This window comes from Alteromonas sp. RKMC-009 (assembly GCF_003584565.2).
Classification (GTDB): domain Bacteria; phylum Pseudomonadota; class Gammaproteobacteria; order Enterobacterales; family Alteromonadaceae; genus Alteromonas.
Map to the genome: position 1 here is coordinate 2,824,989 of NZ_CP031010.1, position 26,081 is coordinate 2,851,069.

Here is a 26,081-nt window from a genome sequence, read left to right on the forward strand (position 1 = left end):
ATGTATGTCTGTTCGTGCCGGTCATGCTTAGTTCTGCCCGGTGTGTTTGATTGATTCGTCGTTATCGTTGCGGTGTAAGACACTGAAGATAACGGGTACAAAAAATAATGTGGCAACCGTCGCAAACAGCAGCCCGCCAATAACGGCTCTGCCCAGCGGCGCATTCTGTTCACCGCCCTCCCCCAGGCCCAGCGCCATGGGCAGCATGCCCACAATCATAGCAAGGGCTGTCATTAGTACAGGGCGAAGTCTTGCAAACCCTGCTTCCAGAGCTGCCTGCGTAGCATCTTTCACTTCTGCCAGACGCTCTCTGGCAAAACTGACGACCAGCACACTGTTCGCAGTAGCCACTCCCATACACATAATCGCGCCGGTCAGTGCCGGTACACTGAAGGTAGTGCCCGTGGTAAATAGCATCCATACAATGCCGGCGATAGCAGCAGGCAATGCCATGATGATAATGAAAGGGTCCCGCCAGGACTGAAAATTAATCACAATAATGAAGTAGACCAGTCCGATGGCACCGATTAATCCGGTAAGCAAGCCCTGATAGGCACTTTGCATGGTACTTACCTGCCCTTTCATCTCAACCGTTGCACCACGGGGCTTCTCAGCGTCATACCGGTTGATGATTTGCTGAATATCTTCAGCTACAGCACCCAAATCCCGGCCCTGTGTGGTAGCAAAAATTTGCACCATGGGCTCGATATTGTACTCCGTAAACACGCCGTTCAACTGCGTGCGGCTGAACGTCGCCATGCCTCCAAGAACTGACGGCTCACTGGCATTACCGTTAACCGGAATATTGTTCAGCTCAGCCAGTGAATCAACTTTATATTGAGGTGTTTGCATAACAATGGGGTAAGACACGCCGTTGGCAGGGTTCAACCAGAATGTGGGAGAGACCTGTGCAGAGCCGGCCAGGTTCACCACCAGACTATTACTGATATCCCGCTGGGTAATGCCGGACAGCGCTGCCTGTTCACGGTTAATATCTATCTTGATTGCCGGTGCCTGCCGCGACTGATGAATACGGGCATCAACAACACCGGGCACAGCGCGGATATCTTTCAACATATCGTTTGCAAAGTCGAAGCTGGCATTCAGATCCCTGCCCCGTATCTGAATATCAATGGGTGACGGTGCACCAAAATTGAGGATCTGGCTGACGATGTCAGCGGGTAAAAATGAAAACGTCATATCAGGAAAGCGTTCCGGCAACACTTCTCTGAGTGTTTTGATGTACTCCGCGGTGGGCGCATGCTCCTGTGTCAGCGAAATATTGATATCGCCGTCTGAAGAACCAATCATGCCGGTATTGGCGTAAATGGTATTCATACTGGAAATATAGGTACCCACGTTATCAACCATGGCCGCCAGCTCTTCAGGCGGAATCACTTCTCTGATCACATCCTGGATCTCAGCAAACCTTGCAGCGGTTTCTTCTACCCGCATACCCACCGGGCCTCTTGCGTGCAGGGCTATTTGTCCGCTGTCCACATCAGGAAAGAAATTACGGCCGATGAAAGGCAACAACGCAAACGACAGCATGACGGCGAGCATGAACAAGGTAATGAACCGTTTTCTGCTTACGAGTGCACGGTGCAGTGCAGACTGATAGCGGTGCCTGAACCGGTGAAAACCCCGCTCGAAACCTTGTTGAAACCTGGCAAAAAATGAAGACGACAAATTGGCATCATCGTGTGGCTTTAACATGTACTTTGCCAGCGTAGGCACCAGCGTGCGCGACAGCAGGAAAGAAAACAGCATGGACAACATCACCGCTTCTGCCATCGGCACAAACAGATACCGTGGTACCCCTTCCAGGAAGTACATAGGTACAAAAACCACGCAGATACACAACAGTGAAACAAACGCCGGCACAGCTATCTGCCCTGCACCGTCTAAAATGGCTTTTTCTACCGGCTTGCCCTGTTCCAGGTGGTAATTAATGCTTTCAATGGTCACTGTGGCCTCATCAACCAGGATCCCTACGGCAAGTGCCAGTCCTCCTAATGTCATGATATTCAGGGTGTGACCCAGTAAGGACATCACCAGAATCGCACCGAGAATCGACAGCGGAATGGACAACGTCACAATCAGTGTAGAGCGCCAGCTACCGAGGAAAAGCAAAATCATCAAACTGGTCAACAGCGCCGCAATCACGCCTTCCACCACTACGCCATGCACAGCATTAAGCACGAACATTGACTGATCGCCAATTTGCTTAACTTCTAACGCTTCAGGCAACGCATCTTTGACTTCTTCGATACGCTGCTTAATGCCATTGATCACATCCAGCGTTGAGGTATTACCGGATTTAAATATGCTCATTAATACCGAGCGTCCGCCGTCCACATGCACGATATTCGTTTGTACCGCACTGCCGTCATAAACATGGGCAACGTCGCGGATGTAAACAATGGTGTCATTAATGGTACGAATGGGTAAATCACCAATCTCTTCGATGGTGGCAGGCGCGTTATTGATTTGAATGGCGTATTCATATTCGCCAATTTTTTGCGTGCCGGCAGGAATGATCACGTTCTGATCGGCCAGAGCATTGGCCACATCCTGACCTGAAAGCCCTCTTGCGCGAAGTGCGTCCGGGTCTAGATCTATCTGAATTTGCCGCGACTTCCCGCCAAAGGGCCAGGGAATTGATGCGCCCTGAACGGTAACCAGCCGTGAGCGGAGCTGATTCATGCCCAGATCGGCCAGTTGCTGTTCTGTGAGTCCTTTACCCGATAACGCAAGCTGAAGCACCGGTACAGTAGAGGCATTGTAGTTCATGATCAGGGGCGGCGCGGTGCCCTGTGGCATCTGGCGCAGCAACGTTTGCGCCACGCCTGTCACCTGAGCGTTGGCCATGTTGATATCCACAGTATCGTGGAAGAATATCTTAACAATGCCGAATCCCGTGTACGACGTGGCTTCAATATGCTCCACATCATTCACAATACTGTTCAGCGCCCGCTCGAAAGGCGTAGTAATACGGCCGGCCATTTCATCAGGCGGCAAGCCCCGCCACTGCCAGGCAACCGCAATCACCGGAATATCCACATTCGGAAAAATATCCGTCGGCGTCCGCATGGCCGACAACGGCCCCAAAATAAGAATAAGTAACGCCAGCACCACGAAGGTGTAGGGTTTACTTAAGGCAATTCTAACCAGTGCAAGCATCATATCCAGCCACTCAATGTGAATAATGACACTTTATCAGTGAGCACAATTCATGATTAGTAGGGTAAATCTGCATGTACTTATGAAGGTAATTAATGAATGGCTAGCTTTACGGAAACTCTACCGGGGTACGGTTGGTATATTCCCTGATTCATTTAGCATTAACCTGTTGTTCGCGGTCGAGCATTCATTTATATTCATATTGAATATAAATGAATGCATAACGGGAATTCTGATGGCAAATACAAGTTTAACGTTGGGTAAACATTGGGAATTATTCATTAAGGAAGAAGTAAAAAGTGGCAGATATGCGTCAGCCAGTGAGGTTGTCAGAGATGCTTTGCGTACATTGGAAGCAAAGAAAAATTATCAGCAGACCGTTCGGGAGCATCTCATTGAAGCTGAAAAAAGCGGTTTCAGTGAGTTGGATCGCGATAGTCTTCTCAAAGAGATAAAACAAACATTACAACGGAATGACAAATTATAAGATTTCAAATAAAGCAGAAAAGGATATCCGGGGCATATATTTATACGGATTTCAGCGATTTGGTGAAGCCAGAGCCGATGCTTACTACAAAGCCTTGTTTGAACGCATAGAGCAAATTGCAACACATCCCTACCGGTATCCGAAGGCGACGAATATAAGACAAGGCTACCGTAAGTCGGTTATTGCTAGTGAAACCATCTATTACCGCATTGCCGGAAATGATACAGTTGAAATTATGGCTGTGCTGAGGCGACAAAATATCCGGGATAATCTAGATGGACAGTAGAAATTGAATTTAAAGTTGGTGCCTGGATATTTGGTGCGTCTACCCTGACTCGAACAGGGGACCTCTACCATGTCAAGGTTATTTCAATGATTAACCATATAAACAACTAAAAACATAGGGAAACCACAAAACCAACAAAAACAACAACTTAAATATTAACCTTAGACCTCTACATGTTTTAGGTAGTATTTGATTGTATTTAGTTATTCATCCATAATGTTCCCACTTCGTTCCCACTTTTGGAAAAGTTAGCGATATGGCGAAAACTAGTGACACCTCAATCTCTAAAACATCCGCTGCCAAATTCATAAGTTCAGCAGTTAAAGACGCAGAACTCAGCTGTGAGAAGATCAAGGGATTCCATCTAAGGAAAACACAAAGGGGCGGTACCTGGCGCATTCGCTATACAGACTTTTCTGGCAAGGTTAGAAAACTCAGTTTAGGAAAATATGTTGATGGCACTACTGATCGTATTAGTGCCACGCAGGAAGCACTGAATTACCGAAATGAACTTAACAAAGGCTTCGACCCTAAACAGGAAATTGATGCTCGGAAAAAAGCATTTGTAGAAGAAGATTCTAGCCGTGACAGTAGATTAGTTGGAACTTATCTGAATGGGCCATACACGCGACACCAGGCTACTAAAGAGAACGGCGGCAAGCACACACTAGATATTATCAAAAGAGCTTTCACCAGCTTTCTTGATAAACCTATGAATGAAATTTCCAAGGTCGACATTCACCAATGGCAGGAAGATTACACAAATAGCCGAATTGACAAACAAACCAAGGAAGTTCAGCCGCGGTCTTACGAAACTGTTAGCCGGGCTTACTCAGCATTTAAGACAATGCTACGCCACGCCTACAAAAATAAAGTGATCGACGCTTTCCCTTTGGCAGAAGTTAGCCTTATAGAAATGAGTGCTTCAGAGAAAGAGGCCCTTCACAATAAAGAGTCGGTCAAGCGAAGAATGCTGACCGAATCAGAGATAAAAGGTCTTAACCGGGGCTTAGAGGTTTACAAGCAGCAGCTTATCGACGGAAGAGAGAATAGCCGTAATCACGGCAAGTCTCACCTACCCTCTTTTAAAGATGTAGCATATCCAAACTGGTTCTTCCCGTTCTTCAGGCTTGCGGCATACACCGGAATGAGACCCGGTGATCTTTATTCTCTTCAATGGCACCAGCTTAACCTTCAATTCAAACGGCTTGTGAAAGTGCCAAACAAGACACGCCATCACAAAAGCCCAGCCAAATTGGATATACCTCTTAACGAAGGAATCGTAAATGTAATGCTTGCATGGAAAGAGCAGATCCGGCCAAACGCAGAAAACGCCCTAGTATTTCCTTCTCCGGTAACTGGCAACGCTTTGTCTAAGGACGCACACGAAAAGCCTTGGGCTAATGTCTTGCGACTTGGCGAAGTAGAAGCAAAGCTGGACTTTTATTCATTAAGGCATCACTACATCAGCAAGCTTGTATCTAACGGCACCCCGCTTTTTACTGTTGCCAGGCTAGCCGGTCACAAGTCCACAAAGATGATTGAAGAGCATTACGGCCACCTTTCGCCACATCACGCAGCTGAAGCGCTGGATTCGATTTCAGCAGACTTTCAAGAGGCCGCATTATGAGCTTTAAAATTCCCGAAGTTCTGAACTGGTCCTTAACCAATCATAGTTACGACCTGATGGATTATTTAGATAAGCCGCAAATAATCTATCCTGATTTGTGGAGGAAATTTACAAGCCAAAATCCTCTTACAGAGAAATTTTGGCGGTTAGCTGAAGCGTTCGTGACAACAGGTAACTTTGTTCACCCAAATTTTGGTTGGAAGCTGTTTTTGCAACAAATTGAGATTGGATACACCGGGCTAGACCACTGGAGCCAAAAAACACCAGATGAGCGAAATTCGCATTTGAACGAGTTAGCCACGCTCAGCAAAACTCTAGCAAAAAAGATTGCAGTTACTCCGTTAAATCACGAGACACTGAAACTTTTTAATCATGAAGTTTATTACGCTGAAGCGGCCAGAAGGCAAAACACAAAATTACTTGAAGCTGAGCTGCCACATGACCGAAAAATAGAAACTCTAGGCTTTCATGCGCCAACTCTGGAACACTTCTTATCAGACTTAGCTGAATTGCTCAAAAGCTATTCTGAACGAGAACATGTGAGCGTTTCCAAAGTAAATGCTGATGATTCTAACGTAACCTATTTCGTGAGAAGCATTTCGGACTTCCTAGTCACAACTGGTGAGAAGCCTAGGCATGAGCTTGTAGCACTGAGTGCCGGCATAGCATTCGATTTGGATTTCGACACAGAAAATGTGCGAACGAAGTTAAAGAGATACTCAAGATCTGACCGGCTCCAGGAAAACGAAAAATACAACAAACTAATCTTCCAGGCATACAATCCAGTGACATAGATGGGACAAAACCCACCATTTAATTAAATTTTGTCCCTCTCCTATCGTTTGAAGTTTTTGGTTTACTTAAACCGTCAAAACGCAGGAGATACAAAAATGACACCAAACGATACAAATACCGAGTTAAAGCTTTTACTAAGCAACAATGAGGCAGCTACTGCTTTAAATATTGCCCCTATTACTTTAAGAATTTCAAGAAGCACTGGTTCACTTCTTGGGGTGCCCGCTCCGAAACACATCAAGTTTGCTAAGGCCGTACGTTACCGATTAAAAGACATACAAGAATGGCTAGACGCCTTAGACACAGATGGAAAGGAGGGTATGTGATGGAGAACGTTATCCCAAACTTTATCCGCAATGCGAGAAAGCGTTTTGAAATTTTTGGCGCCGGCCTATCACCTAATGATCTGAAAATGGTCGCAGAGAAGAACCATGAAGATGCTTTAAATCACATAAAAGCAGAAGCAGCCAACTACAAATTACTTACTCAGGAGCTGGAAAACTCTGAACAGCGTCTAACGGCTTTACGGCTATTTATAGCTGAGAACTTCGAGCAACTTATTGAAGCAGAAAACCAGATGGCAGAACGGGAGCAATAACATGAAAAATGAAGCCACCCCTAAGAGCGGCAACACTGAAATGAGCACTTCAGATAATACCGCAATCAAACCACCAATCAAGAAAGAACTTTGTTTGGCTCTGCTTATTCAGCGAGGCCAAAAAGGTATCACACAACCAGAGGCATACACTGCCTATCATGAGTCATGTCTTCATACGTCGATAAGCACCCTACAGCAACAGCATGGCCTGCAGATTAACCGGCTACCAGATAAGGAAACCATTGTTCACTACAGGCAGAAAGCTTTCAGCCGCTATTGGCTGGCTGATAACAATCAGATTGAGAAGGCTACTAACCTGCTTAATTACTATCGTTCTAAGCGTGGTTTAGCACCAATTACCCAGGATGCAGCGTAGCCCTTCGGGGCTACTTGAGGGGGCATTATGTGCGTTGAATTAGTTATAAGGGCGCTTCATACACAGATTCCTAAACCAGCAGGATCATCTGTTCAATCGCTTAAATTGATTCTCACCTTATTGTGTGAACATGCGAACAGCGATGGTGGCTCTTGCTTCCCTTCTCACAAGCGTTTAAAGCAATTTTCAGGTATGGGAAATGATGCCGTTAATAATGCGCTGAAGGCCCTGCAGGAACTTGGATTCATAAAAAAGAAGAGGACACAGTCCTCAAATCAGTATTTGATTTGCGTTGAAAAGCTAACTGCAGAAATTCCCAGAATCCTAAGAGCGGAATCCCATACTCCGGTAACCGGAATCTCAGAATCCGATAACCGGAATTCCAGATTCCCGAATTCAGGAAACGAACCTGTCATTAAACCTGTCATTAAACCTGTCATTAAACCTGTCATTAAACCTGTCATTAAACCTGTCAAGGAACCTGTCAAGGAACCTGTCATAAAGAATCACTCCATACCTGATGATTTTACTGTAACTGATGAAATGAAAAGTTGGTTTGCAGAAAAAGGGTTCACCTTGGATATACAGGAAGAGACAGAGGAGTTTATTGAATACTGGAAATCAGAAGGCGGCAAAAAGAAAAACTGGCAATTGACCTGGAAGAACCGCATGAGGGATCAGCAAAAAAGATATGGCACCAGCAAACCCAAAAGAGCAACGAAGGCCAGACCTGAAAACTTTGCAAATAAAGATTATGGCGAAACAAAGGTGAATTTCTAATGCGATACAAAAAACAAAAAGTCACATGCGCAACTCATGGTGAAATGGAAGTTGATGTTCATCTAAGGCCTGATGGAACCCCTTGGTGTAAAGCTGAGTGCCCTATTTGCTTAGAAGCTAGGCACAAAAAGCAGCTGGAAGAAGAAAGGCGCATAGAGGCACAGGAGCGCAAGGAACAAGCCCTGAAAAGCAGGCTTAGCACGCTGGCTATCCCGAAGCGCTTCAACACGGCTAGATTCGATAACTACCAGGTGGGAAGCAAACAGCAATCAGCGTGTCTGAATATTTGCAGAGACTATGCAAGCACCTTTGAAAAGCATAGAGAGCAAGGCACTAGCTTATTACTGCTAGGCTCAGTCGGAACAGGCAAAACGCACCTTGCCTGTTCAATAGGCCGGACAGTAGTTGAAAGCGGCTTTCATGCCCGATATGTGACACTGGCAGAGATAATCGGCGATATTCGCGCCACATGGTCAGGCACAATTACCCGCCGCTGTTCAACGTGGGGAATTGAAGAGAAGTTGACGGAAAGAGATGTTCTAGATGCCTATGAGCAATGCGACTTGCTTATCATTGACGAAATAGGCGTTCAGTCAGGAACGGATAACGAGAGAAACATTATTTTCGGGATAATAGACGCTCGTTACCGTGAAATGTTGCCGACCATAGCAATATCGAACCTGAATGAATCTGAGGTTGCCAGCCTGATCAGTGAACGCTCTGTTGACAGATTAAAGCAAGGTGGCGGCACACTTGCTTTCAACTGGCACAGTTACCGGGGCGCGGCTTAGTTGCTTTGCCCTAATTTCATTCTGCAGGCATCTTTAACCCACTCTGAAAAGCTGTCCGGCTTCCCACTATCAGTACAGTTCCTGGCATGGTCGATTTGCTCAATCATGTCATCTGGAAACCGGATGAATTTTTTTGTGGAACCTGGGCGATCATCACCCCATTTATTTTTTGTTTTTTTCTCTTGCATGTTGGTGCGCACCAATGTAGTTTAAAAAATGTCTGGTGCGCACCACTTTACACAACAAATTAGAAACTGACAAACGAGAAGGATTTTAGAAATGAACAATGCAACATCTAGTACAAGCAAGTTGGACCTGGCAGACAAGCGTTCAGCCAGTATTGCGAAAGCATTGGGCCTTGTTGCTATTTTGGGAGAGGCATCAAAGTCACCGGATGCTTTGACGGATAAAGACATGTCTAGTGCGTTATGGGCAATTGAAGATATTCTTCGTGAAGCAGCTGATGCTGACCACGCTTTAGAAACTGAATAAGGGGATTCATTATGCAACCTGTAGCCGTTAAATCATTAACTGAAGTTCAAGAGCCTGATATCAGAGATATCGGTTTGCGGTCAGTTGAGGAATTAGCCAGGGGCCTCCGTCTGTATTTGGATGAGCGTGCTTCTAATATACCAACGGAAAATTTAAGCGTTATTGATGCAATTCTTTCTCAGATCATAGTGGAGAGCAGCCAGTTGAACACCAACTGATTGCAATGGAACCAAACAAACCGTCCACATCAGGGCGGTTTTTTGTTTCTACTTACCCGAATAAAGGTAAGTTTTTACCCATTGTCGGGTAAAGAATCCTTATATCGAGACTGTTCTGTCCTGAAAACGGGACAGGCAACTTGAGGTTAGTACGACTTAAACGAGTATTGAAAGAAAGTGTGTCATATGCGTGACACGGAGCATTTCGAAAATTGATGTATATCCATTAATTTCATTGAGTTAGAGGGTTTTTGGGGTTTTCCAATAAGGAACACACCAGAGTCACAGGCATGGACAGAATATAATTCACAAAAAGCTATTAAAACCCACATTTAATACTGTTAAATGCCATTTTTGCAGGCTTTTATACCCCAAAAGTCTATAAAACACACAATTAAACATTGATACTGTATATAAAGCCAGTATAATTAAAAATGCTCACACACGTTGTGAAACGTCGAGCAACAATATTTTGCGGATACTTCCTGCTAAGTAGGTTAGTAAGGCGACACAAGTCCTTGCTTGGATGTGACAAGTGTCGCCGCCCTTTCTTCGATTTTGTTGCTCGAAGGGTTTACTTACTAAAATTACAGGAAGGTACATGAAGACACTTCTCGCCCTACGACAAGCCAAACAAGAAAAGCTGGAAACTCTAAATAACCTCATTTCCGGCGCACAAACTGAAAAACGTTCCCTCTCTGATTCCGAAATCTCCCAACAAGAAGCGCTGACAAGCGAAGTTCGCAATCTGAACAAGCAGATTGAAGCCGCTGAGTTGCTGGCAGACGAAGAACGCAGCCTGATCGGTGGCAGCAAAACAATCACCGAGAATGGCAAGCCCACCAACACAGAAGTACGAAACTTTGTCATGTCCGGCGAATCACGAAGCCTGAGCGCAGCGGTTGACGCAAGCGGCGGTTATACCGTTATCCCGGCATTGGATAAAGAAATCTACAAGCTGTTACGCGATCAGTCAGTCTTCCGCCAGAACGCAACGGTTAAAACAATTTCCACCCAGACCTTTGAAAAGCTGGTCAGCGTTGGCGGTACCACAGCAACATGGGCAGCTGAGAGTGACGACCGAAACGAAACCAGCACAAGCCAACTTGAAAAGGTTACCTGGTCACTGAATGCGCTTTATGCCTACCCAATGACTACAGAAGAATTGCTGGATTGGTCTGACTTTGATGTCTCAGGCTGGTTAACCTCAGAAGTGGCAGACGAAAGCGGCCAGAAAGAAGAAGCGGCATTTTGGAACGGTGACGGTGTTAAAAAACCAACTGGCCTTCTGACCTACACCACGACAGCTGAAAATGACGCGGTACGGGCTTTCGGTACAATTCAGGAAATCGAAACCGCATCCACGGCCATTGCAAGCGATGACCTGATCACCCTGGCACATACACTGAAGAAAGGTTACCGGGGTTCTGCTAAGTTCTTCATGAACGATGCAACCCAGGAAAAAATCCGCAAGCTTAAAACGTCCGATAATGATTATCTCTGGCGGGCTGGCCTGATGGAAGGGCAAGCCAATACGCTACTTGGAAAAGTCGTAGAAACGGCAGAGCAAATTCCCGATGATTACATCGTGTATGGTGACTTGGCAAAAGCCTATTACATCACCGATCACACTTCGGGCGTGCGGATGCGGAAAGACAACATCACGAAGCCCGGCTTTGTGAAAATGTACACCTCACGTTATGTCGGTGGCGGTCTGGTAGACAGCAACGCTATCAAGTTCATGAAAGTGGCCGCAGCATAAGGGGCCACCATGAAAATTGAACGCAGAGCCTTAGAGGGCTTGGAAGTAAAGAGCCGGACGATCATTGGCCGTCCAGTAGTTTACAACTCACGTTCTGAGGACTTAGGGGGCTTTGTTGAAGTCATTGCCCCTCATGCGTTCAGAGAATCAATGGGGCGTGATATACGCGCCCTCATTGAGCATGATCCCTCAAAACTGATTGGAAGAACCAGCTCCGGCACCTTGAGAGTAAAAGAGGATAGCCAGGGCATTCTGGTAGAAATCGACCCGCCAAACACCCGCACCGCAGACGAATTACTAGAAAGCATACAACGCAAAGACATTAGCGGCATGTCATTTGGCTTCAGTGTCCCGTCTGGTGGTGACCATTGGGACGTTGAACAAGCCCCGGCACTGAGAACGGTTAACGCCGCATTGCTTCACGAAGTCACAATAACAGCCCTGCCAGCTTACAAAGCGACTGATGTCAGTATCGCCATGCGAAGCTTGGAGCAACATCAAGGTGAGAAGCCGGTAGATCACACGCTCAACAACTTGTTGCAATTCATTGAGGTAAATAGCTTATGAACCCACTAAAACGATTATTCAAACGTTCAGAGCCTCAGACCCCCGAGCAACTAATGTCCTTGCTAAACAGTACACATACAACCGCATCTGGCGCGGCAGTAAACAAAGAAACGGCCCAAACATTGCCGGCGGTATATTGCGCAGTAAATACGATTGCCGAGGCTGTAGCCAGTATGCCTCTCCATGTGTTCAAACGGTCTGATGATGGGGAGAAGGAAAGGCAACGAACCCACATTATTGAAAAGCTGTTTAACCTGACGCCAAACAGCTATCAGACTTCCTTTGATTTTAAAGTCGCTCTAATGCGTTCAGTTTTGCTCACCGGTAACGGTTACGCTGAAATCATTTACGACAATGCCGGCCGCATTCAAAAACTCATACCACTCCACCCGAATGAAGTAACGGTTAAGAAGCTGGAAAACTATCGGCTTGGTTACCAGGTGACAGCGAACGGTAAGATTCGAGCACTCCAACAAGAAGAAATCCTTCACATCCGGATTAACTCTGATGATGGTGTTTTAGGTAAGAGCCCTATCACAGTTTGCCGTGAATCAATTGGATTAGAGATCAGCTCTAAAGAATGCGGAGCTGACTTATTTAAAAATGGCTTAAGGCCCTTCGGAGTCATTGAGGCTGAAGGTACTGTCAAAGAAGAACTTGCCAAACTAATTAAAAAACAGCTGTTACAGTTAGCTGGCAAAGGTGAAAGGTTCGCGCCTTTGGTTCTGACCAACGGATTGAAATATAACCCGGTTCAGATATCACATGAAGATGCAGAATGGCTGGAGTCAAGGAAGTTTGGAATAGCAGAAGTAGCCCGAATGTTTAAGATTAGTCCGATATTCATCATGGACTACTCAAACAGCACATACAGCAACTTTGCAGAAGCAACGAAAGCCTTTCTACAGCAAACACTTCACCCATGGCTTACCAACATCGAGTTAGCAGTGTTAACCACGCTGGTCCCCGAACGTAATCAATCCATGCTCACCATTGAGTTTGAGACAAAGAACACGTTAAGGCTAACCACCCGTGAACGCTACGACATTTATGATATCGCCATTCGTAACGGCCTTCAGAACCCGAACGAATGCCGACGAGCAGAGAACCTACCACCAAGAGAAGGCGGCGATGAGTACAGTCAGAGTTGGTTGCAGCAATCGCAACAGCAAGAACCGCAGACGGATCAGGTACCACTTTAATGCCAAGCCGCCCGGGTAAAGCCTGCAGAGTTCCAACCTGCAAAGAGATAGCAAAGGCAGGTCAACACAACGGCTTCTGTGAAAAGCATAAGGACCGTTCAGGATGGTTTAAGCGAGAGAGAGACAGAGGCAACCGGCATCAGCGTGGTTATGGTAGTGACTGGGATAAGTTACGCCAGCAAGTAATCAAGCGTGATGCTGGTTTGTGTCAATCGTGTAGACGACAGAACAAATACACTAAAGGCTCTCACGTTGACCACATCAAAGCGAAAGCGCATGGAGGTAGTGATTCATTATCTAATTTGCAATTGCTTTGTGTGGCTTGCCACAACCACAAGACAGCCACAGAGGGTACCCGTTATTTTAAAGACTAGGGGCTGAGTTAGCAGGACCGCCGCTCTGGGAAAATTTACGCACCGTCAGTCTCAAAATTTGGAAATCAGAACAATGACAGCACGAAAATCAGCATTAGAACTTGCACTTCAAGGAACAGCCAGAAGTGATCGAGCGACAGCCAAAGTCAAGCAGGATAAGGAATACAGCTTTCCACGTTGCCCGCGACACATTAAGGGCCAAGCCAAATCTGTTTGGCAAGATGTGTCAAAGGAAATGGACAAATATCAGGTGATTACCGGGGCAGACAAAGCTTTATTAGAGCAATACTGCCAACTTATGAGCCAGTTCAGGGCTAAACCGGAAGAGTTCACCGCATCGTTGCACGCGCAGTTGAAGGGCCTTGCTAACGATCTTTACCTGACACCAGCCAGCCGGACAAAGCTCTCATTTGAAGAGCCGGACGCAGCTGACGCGTTAAATAAAAAGTATGGGTTGTAACTTGCTCGCACTCAAAAGTGTCTTAACACATCTTTGTTTACTGTTTTAAAGTATCCAATCGTTCTGTAAACATCTGCAATCTCAATGACTCTAGGGTTGATGGTCCAAATAACTGCTCTATGGTAACCATCATTTAGTGAGGATGATATTGAGGCCAGAGTGCTATCAATTATTACAATCCTTTCCAGAATTGAATCAAGTACTTTGAGAAGGTTGAGCACATAATTCAGATCACCTGGCAATTTTGGAGTTTTCTTATCGAAGTCTCCAGCCTTGACATGTAAACTTATATGGTTGGTAAGTAACTCAACGGTAATCTTTATATCTTTCTGCTCGAAGATATTGTTTTTAGTGAGCGTGGACATGTTAAAAGTATCGTAGTCAATTGTGGTATAAGAAGCTTCCGATACCCACTTGCATTCGATCATAGAGCAAATATTTCTAGCTTCTTCTACAAGACTAGCCTGCCTGCGAAGGTTCGAGTCGATTTCTAGCTGAACAGCTAGATTACTTCGCATCCCTTCAAATTCTGTTTTTTGCAGATAATAAGAGCGAACGACAAACCAAAGAACTGCGGCTGCTATTAAGGGGTTTAAAAAGTTAGAGAATATTGATGAAAAATCAGCCCACGCTGCGGGATCTTCACTTCTATCCAATTTGACAATAAAGCCAAAGTAAATCGAATAGCTTAGGAATATTGTGACTACAATTACGCCAATCCCCGCCAACAAATAATTCGAGGAGTATTTTAACTTAGCTAGGGCCGCTTCTGACTGTCCGTTTTCCTTTGCATCCGACACTATAACTCTCCCTGTTTAAAAGTCGATTTTACGTGCAAAAAGCAGGGATTTTCAACCAGAATAAAAACGTTCCCAAAACATTCCCACTTCTGGCATTTTGATTTTTTTGTTAGTAGATACTTCGGCCGAAAGCCTTTAAAAATGGTGCGTCTACCCTGACTCGAACAGGGGACCTCTACCATGTCAAGGTAGCGCTCTAACCAACTGAGCTATAGACGCATTTGAGGACGTTCCGCGATTGCTTGGAACGGCGCGTATAATAGCGATGCAGTCTGGCTGGCGCAAGTAGTTTTTTTAAAGAAAAGCGCGGTCGCCGGTATAATGACCGCTTGTAGTTCATTCTGTACACACTTCTACTCTGCCCTGCTATCTTGTGCTAGTGTTCCCCTTGATTCTTTTCATTTTTCAGCAACGTTACACACCTATGAATTCAGATATTATTGACAGCCTGCTTGCGGACTGGGCGAAACAAAAGCCGGATATGGCGGGAACGGGAATGGCAGCCAGTGCGCGCATCATTCACCTTGGCAACCGTTTTGAACAGAACGTAAACCAGTTTCTGAAAACACATGGCATCAATTATACCGACTTCGACATTCTCGCTACATTACGTCGCAAAGGTAGTCCTTTTCAGTTGTCACCCGGAGAATTGCAAAAATCCGTTATTTTAACCTCAGGCGCAATGACAGCCTGTCTGAAGCGGCTGGAAAATAAAGGGCTGGTGAAACGCACGGTGTCAGACGGTGATCGCAGAGGCGTTAAAGTCACGCTGACAACAAAAGGTAATACACTGATAGAAGAGTCCATTGCCGGCCGGTTTGCGCTGGCAGATAAATCGGTCTGTGCGCTGGATGAATCAGAACTGTCCACGTTAATTACCCTCCTCAGAAAAATATCCCTCAGTTCCGGTTAAAGTACGGCGGCAGCACACTGTGCTGAATAGTTAATTCAATTGCGCACTTTTATCTTCATATGAAGATAAATAGCTCGAATCACTTTTATTTTGTGATTATGATAGAAAAAAAGACAAAGGTTAAAGTGAATGAATATCGTAACTGAAAACGCACCATCTCCCGGCGGGCATCATGTACAGGCGTTCAGGTCCGGCAATATGCTGTTTATTTCCGGACAGCTCTCCTTTCCCCCGGCAGGTCCTGCGGCAATCGCACAGGACTTCAAAAGTCAGGCCATTCAGGCTTTCCGGAATGTTGAAGCCATTTTAAAAGAAGCAGCATTACCGCTCTCCTCACTGGTTCAACTGCGAGCATACATAACAGGCGTGGAAAACTGGCCTGTATTCGACGAAGTCTGCGAAGCTGTGTTGGGAACGCATAAGTGTGCCCGTGCTGTAGTACCTGTGCCGGAACTGCACTATGGCTGCAAACTCGAAATAGAAGCAGTGGCGAGTTATGAAAATGCCACAGCGGAGACAGCACAATGACAGAGAAGCGAACACTCAACACCATAGACACGCCGTCTCTGATCCTCGATATCAGAAAAGTTAACGCCAACATTAAAAGGCTGAAAGACCATCTTTCCTCCTTCAATGTTTCGTTCCGTCCACACCTGAAGACCTCCAAATGCATTGAAGTCGCGCGGATGATGATGACAACGCCTTCTGGGCCGGCAACCGTTTCCACATTGAAAGAAGCGGAGCAATTTTCTGCAGGTGGTGTGACTGATATTTTATACGCGGTGGGCATTGCGCCGGGTAAGTATCAGCGTCTGGCTACCCTCGCAAGAAATGGCACAGGAATAACAGTGGTACTGGACTCCGTTGCACAGGCAAGAGATCTTGCAGCGTATTGTACCGCCAGTGATTGTGAGTTTGGTGTGCTGATTGAAATAGACTGCGACGGTCACCGCTCAGGCGTAAAACCTCATGATTCAGCCACGCTGTCCGCTATCGCCGGTGAACTGGCAGGAACGCCGGCAAAGCTTAAAGGGGTGATGACACATGCCGGTGCCAGTTACAGTGAGTCAACATCACAGGCGCTGATTGAATGTGCTGAACAGGAAAGAAAAGCAGTGGCCGGGGCTGCTGATATTCTCAATGAGGCCGGCTATCCCTGCGAAATCGTCAGTGCCGGCTCCACACCGACCGCCCATTTTGCCCGTGACCTGACCGGCGTGACAGAAATCCGCGCCGGCGTATTTGCGTTTTTTGATCTGGTCATGGCGGGGATCGGCGTATGCCAGCCTGAAGATGTTGCTCTGTCTGTGCTGACAACGGTTATCGGCCACCAAAAAGAAAAGAATTGGATTCTGGTAGACGCAGGCTGGATGGCTATGTCCCGGGATAAAGGCACATCAAAACAAAAAGTGGATCAGGGATACGGCGTAGTATGCGATATCCACGGCCATATTTATGAAGACTTACTGATGGTCGATGCTAATCAGGAACACGGTATACTGTCCCTTCGTAGCAGCAAAGGCACCCTGCCGGATTTACCAGTGGGCACCAGGCTGAGAATTTTACCCAATCACGCCTGCGCCACAGCAGCACAACATCCTCGCTATGAAGTCACAGAGGGTGAAAATTTAGCGGTAATTCATCAGTGGCAACGTTTTTATGGCTGGTAATAAATGCATCGTATAATTTCCGGATACCAGTAACACCTCTTTTCAATGAAAATGGTGCTGAATCAGTAAAAAAGTTGTCATCAACCTTTTGTGTTAATGACATTTTTCAAATTGATTTTTGAAACTGGTCGTAGATAACCATCACCTCATCGCACAAATCGTCTGCGAAGCTGCAGAAGCATAAAATGCCGCGAATACTCTCGCGTTAACATTTTTGGCTGTTTGCAGCGCGTCTTTCGACGCATTTCCAGCGACTACCTTCCCGTATACTGATTGTGGAAGGTTAGTCCGGGTGACAATCAGACTGCAAAAGCAGCGTAAAAACATAACACCGGAGTCCTTTTGCCGTTGAATATAAATACATGGAGAACAACGCGTGATGAAGAAACCCGGAATTTTTATGGTGTCTGTGCTGACAGCCTCTGTCAGCATGGCGCTTACGGCAAGTGTAAATGCTCAGGAAAAAAATGCATCAGCAGATGATGTTGAAAAAATTGAAGTCGTCACCCAGCGTCAGCCTTATCGTGGCGACGTTCCGTTAAAATCATTACCCCAGAATGTGGATATCGTATCCGGCGAGCTGTTAGAAGATACCGGTATTAATGATTTACAAAATGCACTGGACTTTACCAGTGGTATCGCCCGCCAGAACAGTTTTGGTGGCTTGTGGGACAGTTTTGCCATTCGCGGATTTGCCGGCGATGAAAACTTACCTTCAGGCTATATCGTTAATGGTTTCAGTGCAGGCCGTGGTTACAGCGGTCGCCGTGACACCTCCAACATTCAGTCTATTGAAGTGTTGAAAGGCCCGGGTTCAGCCCTCTACGGCCGCAGTGAGCCCGGCGGTACGATTAATATCATTACCAAAAAACCTCAGTTTGATGAAGAAGGGTATATTCAGGCGACAGTGGGCTCTTACGATCTCTACCGGATTGAAGGTGATTATACGAATGCCATTAACAAAGACGCCGCTTTTCGTGTAAACGGCTCCTATGAAGATGCCGGCAGTTTCCGTGATACTGTAGAAAGCAAGAAACTCGCCCTGACACCTTCTGTAACCTATAATTTTGACAGCGATACCAGTGTTACCTACGAACTGGAACTGTTGGATCAGGAAGCGCCGTTTGACCGCGGTATTCCGGTTCTCAACTACGAATTTGGTGCTGTACCCATAGAAAACTTTTATGGTGAACCAAACGACGGTCCCATGCAAATTGAGGCACTGGGCCATCAGTTAACAATTCAGAACCGCATTAACAGCGACTGGAATTTACTGGTTGGTCTGAATTACCGTGAGTCTACATTCGAAGGCTATTCCACAGATATCGAGCTTTCTGCCGGACGTCAATTGTTGTACACAGACGGTGAAACAGTTTCACGTCAGCGACGTTACCGTAATTATGAAGCGGACGATCTCTCCGGTCGTTTTGAGTTCAGCGGCACAGTAGAAGCTGCAGGCCTGACCCACCACATTCTCTTTGGTGCTGATGCCTACGATTACCAGTTAGACCAAATCCAGCAACGCTGGAGAACAGCCTGGCGTACAGGCGACACTACCTACTCTGTCGATTTGCAAAATCCGGTTTACGGACAGGAATTACCGGAAACATCTCCCATGTGGGATAACCGTGAAGAACAGAGCGCATACGGGCTTTACTTTCAGGATCAGATTGACTTAACAGAAAGCTGGAAACTATTGGGTGGCATACGTTTTGACGATTTCGAGCAAACCTTTTACACATACCTGACTGACACAGTTGCAGAGCAATCGCAAACGGCGCTCAGCCCACGTGTAGGTCTGGTGTATGAAATGTCTCCTCTTTATACCTTTTATGCCAGTTATTCTGAAGGGTTCAGACCAAACTCAGGTGCAGACATTAACGGCATGGCTTTCGAGCCGGAAGAAAGTAAATCTTATGAAACGGGCATGAAATTCAGCAATGAAGATGAAAGTTTCAGTGGTACGGTTGCACTTTTCCGTGCTGAAAAAACGAATGTACTCACAGCGGACCCTGTGAACTCAGGCTATTCAGCCGCACTTGGTGCAGCGGAAAGTCAGGGTGTTGAAATCGACATTAATGCTTTTATAGGCGCTGATACTACGCTGACGCTTGCTTACGCATACGTGGATGCAGAAACGTCGAATGATATTATCAATTTTGACTGGGGTGTTGAAATTCCCGCAGGCAGTCAGTTAATTAATATCCCAAAAAATAAAGCTAACCTCACTGCCATGCACTTTTTAAATGTGGCCGGACACGACGCTAAAATCGGCGCCAGTGTAACCTATGTCAGTGACAGATTAGGTGAGACCATCGATCCGGATTATGTGCTGCCCGCCTATACCACGGTGAAGCTGTTCGGCAGCATAAGCTTCTCTGAGCAGCTGTCGGTCAACGCCGATATTGATAACCTGTTCGATAAGGAATACTACGCCAGTTCCTACTCCGCACTGTGGACCCAGCCGGGACCTCCCCGTACAGCAAGGATCAGTGTGAACTACACGTTTTAAGTAGCAGATTATGCTGGTAAGCGTTGCTTTACGTTACTTAATACAGGTAACGTAAAGCCAGTTAAGTAGTAATCGGAGTATTTTATGGCGGGTACAAAGCTGGATCGTATCGACATCAACATTCTGGCCGAATTGCAGAAAAACGGCCGTATCACCAACACAGACCTGGCTGATGCTGTGGCATTGTCTCCGAGTCCCTGTCTTGCGAGGGTCAAGCGGCTTGAGAAAGCCGGTTACATCACCAGTTACAATGCAAAAATCGCCCTGCACAAATTAGGCGAAACAGCGACGGTATTTACCGAAGTAACGCTGGCAGATCACCACATGGAAGATTTTGCCAAGTTCGAACGGAATATCCGCACTATCGACGAGGTGATTGAATGCCACCTGATCAGTGGCGGATACGATTATCTGCTTAAGTTTGTGACCCGGGGTATTTCTCACTACCAGTCACTGATGGAAGAAATTCTGGAAGCCGATTTCGGGATATCCAAATATTTTAGTTACATCGTGCTGAAATCCCCCATCGAAAAATTGCATTATCCTCTGTCTACTTTATTTAAACCGGAAAAATAACGTGCCGCTGACGCTACTCTATAAAGGACCCGCTGCCCGCGGAGAATGCTGGCAAACAGCAATGGCTAAGGCGTTACCGGAAGTAAACTGGCTGACCTGGCCGGATGTGCCCGATGATAGTGCCGTGGACGGTATTATCACCTGGACGCTGCCGGAAAATGCGTTGTCGCGGTTTACAAATTTGAAAGCGATTTTCTCCGTTGGTGCCGGGGTAGATCAGTTCTCTCCGGCATCACTTTCTTCTGATATAAAGCTGGTAAGAATGGTCGATCCGGCCATCGCTCAGCAAATGAAGACCTATGTTGCCTATGCCGTGTTAATGCTGCACAGGCAACATCTGGACTATGCACAGGAACAACAACGTAAAACCTGGTCTCCCCTGCCTGTGGCCCTGCCACATGAATGCACAGTGGGTATTCTGGGCCTTGGAAATCTGGGCAATGAAGTCGCCACCATGCTTTCCGGGCTGGGCTTTACGGTAAGAGGCTGGAGCAGAAGCGCTAAAAACTTACCGAAAATTACGACATTTCATGGTGAAGAAAGTCTTCCGGCATTTCTTTCCGGATGTCATGTGCTGGTTTGCTTACTGCCACTCACAGAGCAGACACGGGGCATTCTTAATCATGACACGTTGTCGGCACTACCGGCCGGAGCGTCATTGATCAACACCGGACGGGGTGGACATCTGGTTGAAAAGGATTTGCTGGCCTTACTCGACAACGGTCATTTAAATTACGCCGTGCTGGATGTGTTCGAACAGGAGCCGTTACCAGAGTCACACCCGTTCTGGGCGCATCCGAAAATTCATATTACTCCCCACATCGCTTCATCGACAAGCAATGACACTGCTGCTTTGCAGCTTGTTGCTAACATAAAACGCTGGCTCAATGATGAAGCTATGGAAGGGGAAGTGGATTGCAGGCAAGGCTATTAGCCCTGCCTGCATGTGACAATTTGAAAAGAATAGAGCACCCTCTTCAAACTAAGCGGAATATTCAGGATTCCACGGCAGATTTAATCACATCTTTCGTCAGCGGTTTAACCAGGTGTTTTTCAAAACCGGCGTTTTTGGAGTCTTCCAGATAGCGGTCTGATCCCCAGCCACTTTGTGAATAAAACTTGACCTGATACGCCTCCGGCTGAATCTTCAGCACCTTACACAATTCATAGCCGTCAATGCCGGGCATGCCGATATCTAAAAACACACAGTTGGGTCTGAATGCCCTGAATGTTTCCAGCGCTTTAGTCGGGTCTGACACGCCTTTGGTTTTGTATCCCATGGACTCGGCCAGCATGCAATAGGTATCAACAAGGTCTGCATTATCGTCGACAAACATTACCCTGGTTTCTAACGTGACCTCATCTTCGTCAGAACCCACGGTGGTTTCATCATAGGCAATACGCGAAATTGGAAGACGGATAAAGAAGGTGCTCCCCTTGCCCGTGCCTTCACTTTCTACGCGGATATCGCCATGGTGCAGAGCCACAAGCTTGCTCACCAGAGTCAGACCGATCCCCAGCCCGCCCTTAGTATGGGTAGAATGGGCTTCAATTTGCGTGAACATATTAAACACATCTGCAAGCCGTTCCTGAGGGATCCCCATGCCATTATCGGCGATTTCCACCACAACCAGTGAGCCTTCTCCCCGCACCAGGATGCGAATATGTCCGCCATCTTCTGTATATTTGGCAGCATTATGAATGATATTGGAGAATATCTGGCTGAGCCTTGCTTTATCGCCGTAAACAGTGACATGCTCATTCGGGTATTCCACATCAATATGATGATTTTTAGCAGTAAGATGTTCGTTGACCATTTCCAGTGACTGGGAAATCACTTCATGAATAAGTAGTTTTTCGAACTCCAGTTTTACTTTCCCCTGCGTGATCCGCGACACATCCATGAGGTCGTTGACCAATTTGGACATGTAGTTTGCCTGACGACTTATAATGGCTGTCACACGCTTTCTGGTGGCTTCGTCGTCTACGGATTCCAGGATACTGGCACCGGACGTAATCGGCCCTAACGGATTGCGCAACTCATGGGCCAGCGTAGCGAGGAATTCGTTGCGGTAGCGATCCTGTTTTTCAAGCTCCTGAATACTGATATGCATTTTTTCCTGCACATCCAGTGCGTATACCAGGAACATACGATTCAGCCGGTTTGCTGTTTCAATATCGGCTTTGTCGAAGGCATGTGAATACCCGTTAATACGACGTTCGTTCACGGCAAAAGAGGTTCTGGGTTTTAACCGCTCCTCTTTAGGCGCATCTTCGTCTTTTTCATTTTCAACACCAACCCAACGCTGAATACGCGTCGTTTCCTTCCGGAACCATGCCGTAAAGTAGCGTTTCTTTTCGAACAATGGGATGATCATGATCCCCGCGATGCCAAGCTCACGGGCTTCCGGCCACTCTTCATATAGGTGGTCATTGGTATAGGGAAAGCCGTAACTGTGACTCACCTTAGTAAAAATAGATTTAACCAGTTCAACAGGCAGAACGTTCCCTAAAGAGATGGTTTCGTACTGAGAAAAATACAAAAAACCATCTGAATTTAACGCATCGAGAAACGCTTTCTCACCGCTTTTCACGACTCTGCCAATAGGGTTTGAGGGCCCGATTTTGTCCAGCATTAAATCAACGGCTTTATCCGTTTCTTCTTTTTTAATACGGGCAATTTCTTCTTCTTTCGCCCGCAAATGCCAGCTGAAAAGCTGACTTAAGTTCTCACATTGCAGGCGCACATCCTGAGGAATATAGCAAGGTTCGCGGTGATGGCAGGATATCAGTCCGTACAGCTCACCTTCGGTTACCAGAGAGACGGAAAAAGAGGCCCGCAGCCCCTGGTTACGGATGTACTGCAAATGAACAGGGGAAAAACGGCGCAGCAGAGAGCGGGTTAAATCCAGCGGTTCACGGCCGGTTTCTTCGCGCGACGGGATGAGTTCAGAGGCAGGTAATTCTGTATCCGGTGTCAGACGAACCCAATTAGTTTTATACAGCTCCCTCGCCTGTTTGGGAATATCAGTAGCTGGAAAATAGAGGTCCTGATATGAAGACATATCTTCCGCTTTTGCTTCTGCGATTACCTTACCGGAAAAATCGTCATTAAACTTATACAGTACTACTCTGTCCATGTTGGTGAGGTAGCGGATAGTTGATACCATTTCCGCAGCCATTTCATTTAACGTGGACATTTCTTTAAAACGGGGAGCCACAGACATGGAATACAGTTTAATAAACTGCTCTGCGCTGTACGTATCACGGAATTCAGTAGCCGGTTCCAGTTCAACCACGTAGTGATCTCCACTGTTATAAACTACTGCAAGATATTCGGCTTCGGCCCCTTCACAAAGCAACTTTTCATTTAACCGTATCTTAATAGGCAGCCTGATGTTGTTTTTTGAGACACGCTCAAAGGTATCCGTCAGAAATGATTTACTGTCAGTTTCCGGAGAGAGCAAAGACAGAAAAGCTTTACTTATAATAGAGTCAGCGAACAGGTTTTTTATATTCTCACTGACTATCGATACATCTAACGTCTCTTTCCCGAACGCGATGAGGAAGCCGTAACTCTGAATAGTTTCAGGGATATGGATAGGTTCATCTTCACAACGTTGAAATGAAAATGACGAATTTTGTGTTTGCATCGATACCCCTCTGCAAAGATATTTCATTAGACAAAAGTCTAATACGGAGAAACACGCTAACACATCGACACTCAAATTGATAAGAAAAAGGGAAATGAAAGCCTGCTTTATAGCCCGGCAACCTGTACATACGACGATTTCCGGTTTCAAACAACAGGAATGCTCATGTAGATGTTTCAGGGGGTATGAAATTGCTACCCTGAAAGGGATAACCATTTTGCTATTGAGTCTATAAAACATCTTATACCGGGCCACGTTCAAATACTCCCTCCACCGCGCTGTCCGCCTGCTGTGTGGCCTTTATACAAATGTTCTTTTTTATGGTCTGGTCATTTTTACAAGAAGGAACAAAAGATGCTTTTGAGAGATGATTTTAAAGTCCCGTAAATTAATAAAGGTAATGCAAAATGTCAGAAAATAGTAATATTGAGCTACAGGATCCACGCTATAAGTTTGACTCAGGTAATACCCGAAAAAATACTGGGCAACCTGACCCGGCATTGGATGCTAAATTGAAACCGGAAGCTGATCATGGAGAGTCGGACTATGTGGGATACGGCAGGCTTAAAGGCAGAAAAGCTTTAATTACCGGCGGTGATTCAGGTATCGGTAGGGCTGTAGCAATAGCCTATGCAAGAGAAGGCGCTGACGTAGTCATAAATTATCTTGAGAGTGAACGTATCGATGGTGAAAACACCCTTGCTATTTTAAAACAGGAAGGTATAAGTGCCTTTGCTATAGAAGGGGATTTGAAGGACGAAAAATTCTGTAACCAACTCGTCCGGGAAGCAGCCAATTCACTCGGTGGTTTGGATATCATTGTAAACAATGCCGGCAAGCAAATTTTTGTAGAAAATATTGAGGATCTGAGCACGGAACAATTTCGTTCAACCTTTGAGACCAATGTATTTTCAATGTTCTGGATAACAAAAGCTGCTGTCCGTTTTCTCCCCCCCGGTTCAAGTATAATTAACACTACATCAATACAGTCTTATCAACCTTCCGCCGGCTTACTGGACTACGCTTCCACGAAAGGAGCAATCACATCCTTTACAAAAGCTTGCGCAAAAATGCTCATTGAAAAGGGCATAAGGGTAAATGGTGTTGCTCCGGGCCCGATATGGACCCCGTTGCAACAAAGCGGAGGTCAGCCTGCCGACAAACTGGAAACTTTCGGTCAGAACACGCCCATCGGACGCCCCGGGCAACCTTCCGAGCTCGCTTCCATTTATGTTTATCTTGCGTCCGGTGAATCCAGCTACGTCACTGCAGAAATCATGGGCGTAACCGGCGGCCAACATTTACCATAATGATGAGTGATACGTTGCTGTTATTCCTTAATCTGGCAGGGATCGGATTTTTTGCCATCTCCGGCACGCTTCTGGGCGAAAGGAAAAGTGTAAACGGTTTTGGTATTACTGTACTCGCCACATTGACGGCAACAGGTGGCGGAACAATCCGCGACCTGTTGCTCAATAAACCTGTGTTTTGGATCGAGGACTCCATCTATCTGCTTACCAATTTTGTAGCAATTATGGTGAGTATTCTGTTTATCCGCCGCTTTCCTTCACCGGACAACCGGTATTTTCTTATAGTCGATGCAGCAGGCCTCGCTCTGTTCAATATTATCGGTATTTTTAAGGCCACTCAGGCAGATGCAGATTTAGTGGTGGCATTGACAATGGGTGTTATCACCTCGGTCTTCGGGGGAATTTTGCGGGACGTAATTTGCAGAGAAGTGCCGGTTACGTTGAAGAACCAGCTGTATGCCACAACCTGTATAGCCGGCGGGCTGACCTATGTCGTTACAACGAATTTAGGTTGGAACACTTATATTTGTGTAGGTATGGCTTTCAGCACCACGTTTGTCATGCGTATGTCTGCAATATATGAAGGATGGCGACTGCAAATTTTTAGTCAAAAGTCTAATGGCTGATTTAAATAGCTACTGCTAGA

General features: G+C 46.2%; 28 protein-coding genes and 1 tRNA gene. 24 read left to right on the forward strand and 5 right to left on the reverse strand.

Annotated elements, in window-relative coordinates:
- Positions 1-27 precede the first annotated feature (27 nt).
- The gene (locus DS731_RS12480) at positions 28-3,186 is read right to left on the reverse strand and encodes an efflux RND transporter permease subunit (RefSeq protein WP_232373360.1); all 3,159 of its coding nucleotides are present in this window, start codon (positions 3,184-3,186) and stop codon (positions 28-30) included.
- 232 nt (positions 3,187-3,418) lie between these two features.
- Here DS731_RS12480 and DS731_RS12485 point away from each other — a divergent pair, with 232 nt between their 5' ends.
- The 9 genes from DS731_RS12485 to DS731_RS12525 all read left to right on the forward strand — a co-directional run bounded on the left by DS731_RS12485 (position 3,419) and on the right by DS731_RS12525 (position 8,926).
- Positions 3,419-3,670, forward strand: a complete 252-nt coding sequence (locus tag DS731_RS12485; RefSeq protein WP_119503415.1) for a type II toxin-antitoxin system ParD family antitoxin — start codon at positions 3,419-3,421, stop codon at positions 3,668-3,670.
- Positions 3,657-3,956, forward strand: coding sequence for a type II toxin-antitoxin system RelE/ParE family toxin (locus DS731_RS12490; protein WP_119501636.1), 300 nt, complete (start codon positions 3,657-3,659; stop codon positions 3,954-3,956). Before DS731_RS12485 ends, DS731_RS12490 begins: the two co-directional genes overlap by 14 nt.
- Before the next feature lie 256 nt (positions 3,957-4,212).
- A complete protein-coding gene (locus tag DS731_RS12495) occupies positions 4,213-5,586 on the forward strand; it encodes a tyrosine-type recombinase/integrase (protein ID WP_119501637.1) in 1,374 nt (457 codons plus the stop codon).
- Complete coding sequence (locus tag DS731_RS12500) at positions 5,583-6,380, forward strand: hypothetical protein (RefSeq protein ID WP_119501638.1); 798 nt, start codon at positions 5,583-5,585, stop codon at positions 6,378-6,380. The genes DS731_RS12495 and DS731_RS12500 overlap by 4 nt, the downstream gene beginning before the upstream one ends.
- A 96-nt stretch (positions 6,381-6,476) precedes the next feature.
- A complete protein-coding gene (locus DS731_RS12505; RefSeq protein ID WP_119501639.1) occupies positions 6,477-6,707 on the forward strand; it encodes a hypothetical protein in 231 nt (76 codons plus the stop codon).
- Entirely contained in the window at positions 6,707-6,979 is a 273-nt protein-coding gene (locus tag DS731_RS12510; RefSeq protein ID WP_119501640.1) for a hypothetical protein, read from the forward strand. The genes DS731_RS12505 and DS731_RS12510 overlap by 1 nt, the downstream gene beginning before the upstream one ends.
- A 1-nt stretch (position 6,980) precedes the next feature.
- Positions 6,981-7,355, forward strand: a complete 375-nt coding sequence (locus tag DS731_RS12515; protein ID WP_119501641.1) for a hypothetical protein — start codon at positions 6,981-6,983, stop codon at positions 7,353-7,355.
- Between the two features lie 27 nt (positions 7,356-7,382).
- Complete coding sequence (locus DS731_RS12520; RefSeq protein ID WP_119501642.1) at positions 7,383-8,135, forward strand: helix-turn-helix domain-containing protein; 753 nt, start codon at positions 7,383-7,385, stop codon at positions 8,133-8,135.
- On the forward strand, positions 8,135-8,926 hold the full coding sequence (locus DS731_RS12525) for an ATP-binding protein (protein WP_119501643.1): 792 nt from the start codon (positions 8,135-8,137) through the stop codon (positions 8,924-8,926). The genes DS731_RS12520 and DS731_RS12525 overlap by 1 nt, the downstream gene beginning before the upstream one ends.
- Here DS731_RS12525 and DS731_RS12530 read toward each other — a convergent pair.
- Positions 8,923-9,114, reverse strand: coding sequence for a DUF3950 domain-containing protein (locus DS731_RS12530; RefSeq protein ID WP_119501644.1), 192 nt, complete (start codon positions 9,112-9,114; stop codon positions 8,923-8,925). The two genes, DS731_RS12525 and DS731_RS12530, sit on opposite strands and share 4 nt — an antisense overlap.
- 91 nt (positions 9,115-9,205) lie before the next feature.
- Here DS731_RS12530 and DS731_RS12535 point away from each other — a divergent pair, with 91 nt between their 5' ends.
- The 7 genes from DS731_RS12535 to DS731_RS12565 all read left to right on the forward strand — a co-directional run bounded on the left by DS731_RS12535 (position 9,206) and on the right by DS731_RS12565 (position 14,001).
- Positions 9,206-9,418 (forward strand): hypothetical protein, encoded by a 213-nt coding sequence (locus DS731_RS12535; RefSeq protein WP_119501645.1) that lies wholly within the window; start codon positions 9,206-9,208, stop codon positions 9,416-9,418.
- Positions 9,419-9,429: 11 nt separating this feature from the next.
- On the forward strand, positions 9,430-9,636 hold the full coding sequence (locus DS731_RS12540) for a hypothetical protein (protein WP_119501646.1): 207 nt from the start codon (positions 9,430-9,432) through the stop codon (positions 9,634-9,636).
- 601 nt (positions 9,637-10,237) lie between these two features.
- Entirely contained in the window at positions 10,238-11,398 is a 1,161-nt protein-coding gene (locus DS731_RS12545; protein WP_119501647.1) for a phage major capsid protein, read from the forward strand.
- A gap of 9 nt (positions 11,399-11,407) precedes the next feature.
- Positions 11,408-11,965 (forward strand): HK97 family phage prohead protease, encoded by a 558-nt coding sequence (locus tag DS731_RS12550; protein WP_119501648.1) that lies wholly within the window; start codon positions 11,408-11,410, stop codon positions 11,963-11,965.
- Complete coding sequence (locus tag DS731_RS12555; protein WP_119501649.1) at positions 11,962-13,167, forward strand: phage portal protein; 1,206 nt, start codon at positions 11,962-11,964, stop codon at positions 13,165-13,167. The genes DS731_RS12550 and DS731_RS12555 overlap by 4 nt, the downstream gene beginning before the upstream one ends.
- Positions 13,167-13,541 carry an HNH endonuclease gene (locus tag DS731_RS12560; protein ID WP_119501650.1) on the forward strand — a complete coding sequence of 125 codons (375 nt, stop codon included), beginning with the start codon at positions 13,167-13,169 and terminating at the stop codon, positions 13,539-13,541. The genes DS731_RS12555 and DS731_RS12560 overlap by 1 nt, the downstream gene beginning before the upstream one ends.
- A gap of 73 nt (positions 13,542-13,614) precedes the next feature.
- The gene (locus DS731_RS12565; RefSeq protein WP_119501651.1) at positions 13,615-14,001 is read left to right on the forward strand and encodes a P27 family phage terminase small subunit; all 387 of its coding nucleotides are present in this window, start codon (positions 13,615-13,617) and stop codon (positions 13,999-14,001) included.
- Between the two features lie 11 nt (positions 14,002-14,012).
- On the opposite strand, the gene DS731_RS12570 is transcribed toward DS731_RS12565, so the two are convergent.
- Together DS731_RS12570 and DS731_RS12575 are read right to left on the reverse strand one after the other, a co-directional pair.
- Positions 14,013-14,801, reverse strand: coding sequence for a hypothetical protein (locus DS731_RS12570; RefSeq protein ID WP_119501652.1), 789 nt, complete (start codon positions 14,799-14,801; stop codon positions 14,013-14,015).
- A gap of 142 nt (positions 14,802-14,943) precedes the next feature.
- Positions 14,944-15,020: transfer RNA gene (locus tag DS731_RS12575), tRNA-Val, on the reverse strand.
- A gap of 205 nt (positions 15,021-15,225) precedes the next feature.
- Between DS731_RS12575 and DS731_RS12580 the strand changes: the two genes are divergently transcribed.
- The 6 genes from DS731_RS12580 (at position 15,226) to DS731_RS12605 (ending at position 21,406) form a co-directional block, all read left to right on the forward strand.
- Complete coding sequence (locus tag DS731_RS12580) at positions 15,226-15,714, forward strand: MarR family winged helix-turn-helix transcriptional regulator (protein ID WP_119501653.1); 489 nt, start codon at positions 15,226-15,228, stop codon at positions 15,712-15,714.
- A 129-nt stretch (positions 15,715-15,843) separates the two neighbouring features.
- Positions 15,844-16,242 (forward strand): RidA family protein, encoded by a 399-nt coding sequence (locus DS731_RS12585; protein ID WP_119501654.1) that lies wholly within the window; start codon positions 15,844-15,846, stop codon positions 16,240-16,242.
- The gene (locus DS731_RS12590) at positions 16,239-17,384 is read left to right on the forward strand and encodes an alanine racemase (RefSeq protein ID WP_119501655.1); all 1,146 of its coding nucleotides are present in this window, start codon (positions 16,239-16,241) and stop codon (positions 17,382-17,384) included. The genes DS731_RS12585 and DS731_RS12590 overlap by 4 nt, the downstream gene beginning before the upstream one ends.
- 379 nt (positions 17,385-17,763) lie before the next feature.
- Positions 17,764-19,896 carry a TonB-dependent siderophore receptor gene (locus tag DS731_RS12595; protein ID WP_119501656.1) on the forward strand — a complete coding sequence of 711 codons (2,133 nt, stop codon included), beginning with the start codon at positions 17,764-17,766 and terminating at the stop codon, positions 19,894-19,896.
- 84 nt (positions 19,897-19,980) lie between these two features.
- Complete coding sequence (locus DS731_RS12600; protein WP_119501657.1) at positions 19,981-20,472, forward strand: Lrp/AsnC family transcriptional regulator; 492 nt, start codon at positions 19,981-19,983, stop codon at positions 20,470-20,472.
- Position 20,473: 1 nt separating this feature from the next.
- Positions 20,474-21,406 carry a 2-hydroxyacid dehydrogenase gene (locus DS731_RS12605; RefSeq protein WP_119501658.1) on the forward strand — a complete coding sequence of 311 codons (933 nt, stop codon included), beginning with the start codon at positions 20,474-20,476 and terminating at the stop codon, positions 21,404-21,406.
- A 61-nt stretch (positions 21,407-21,467) separates the two neighbouring features.
- Here the strand turns inward: DS731_RS12605 and DS731_RS12610 are convergent, their stop codons facing one another.
- Positions 21,468-24,125: an ATP-binding protein gene (locus DS731_RS12610; RefSeq protein WP_232373361.1), complete on the reverse strand. Its 2,658-nt coding sequence runs from the start codon at positions 24,123-24,125 to the stop codon at positions 21,468-21,470.
- 407 nt (positions 24,126-24,532) lie between these two features.
- On the opposite strand from DS731_RS12610, the gene DS731_RS12615 reads away from it, so the two are divergent.
- Positions 24,533-25,435, forward strand: a complete 903-nt coding sequence (locus DS731_RS12615) for an SDR family oxidoreductase (RefSeq protein ID WP_119501660.1) — start codon at positions 24,533-24,535, stop codon at positions 25,433-25,435.
- Entirely contained in the window at positions 25,435-26,061 is a 627-nt protein-coding gene (locus DS731_RS12620) for a trimeric intracellular cation channel family protein (RefSeq protein ID WP_232373362.1), read from the forward strand. The genes DS731_RS12615 and DS731_RS12620 overlap by 1 nt, the downstream gene beginning before the upstream one ends.
- Positions 26,062-26,081 lie beyond the last annotated feature (20 nt).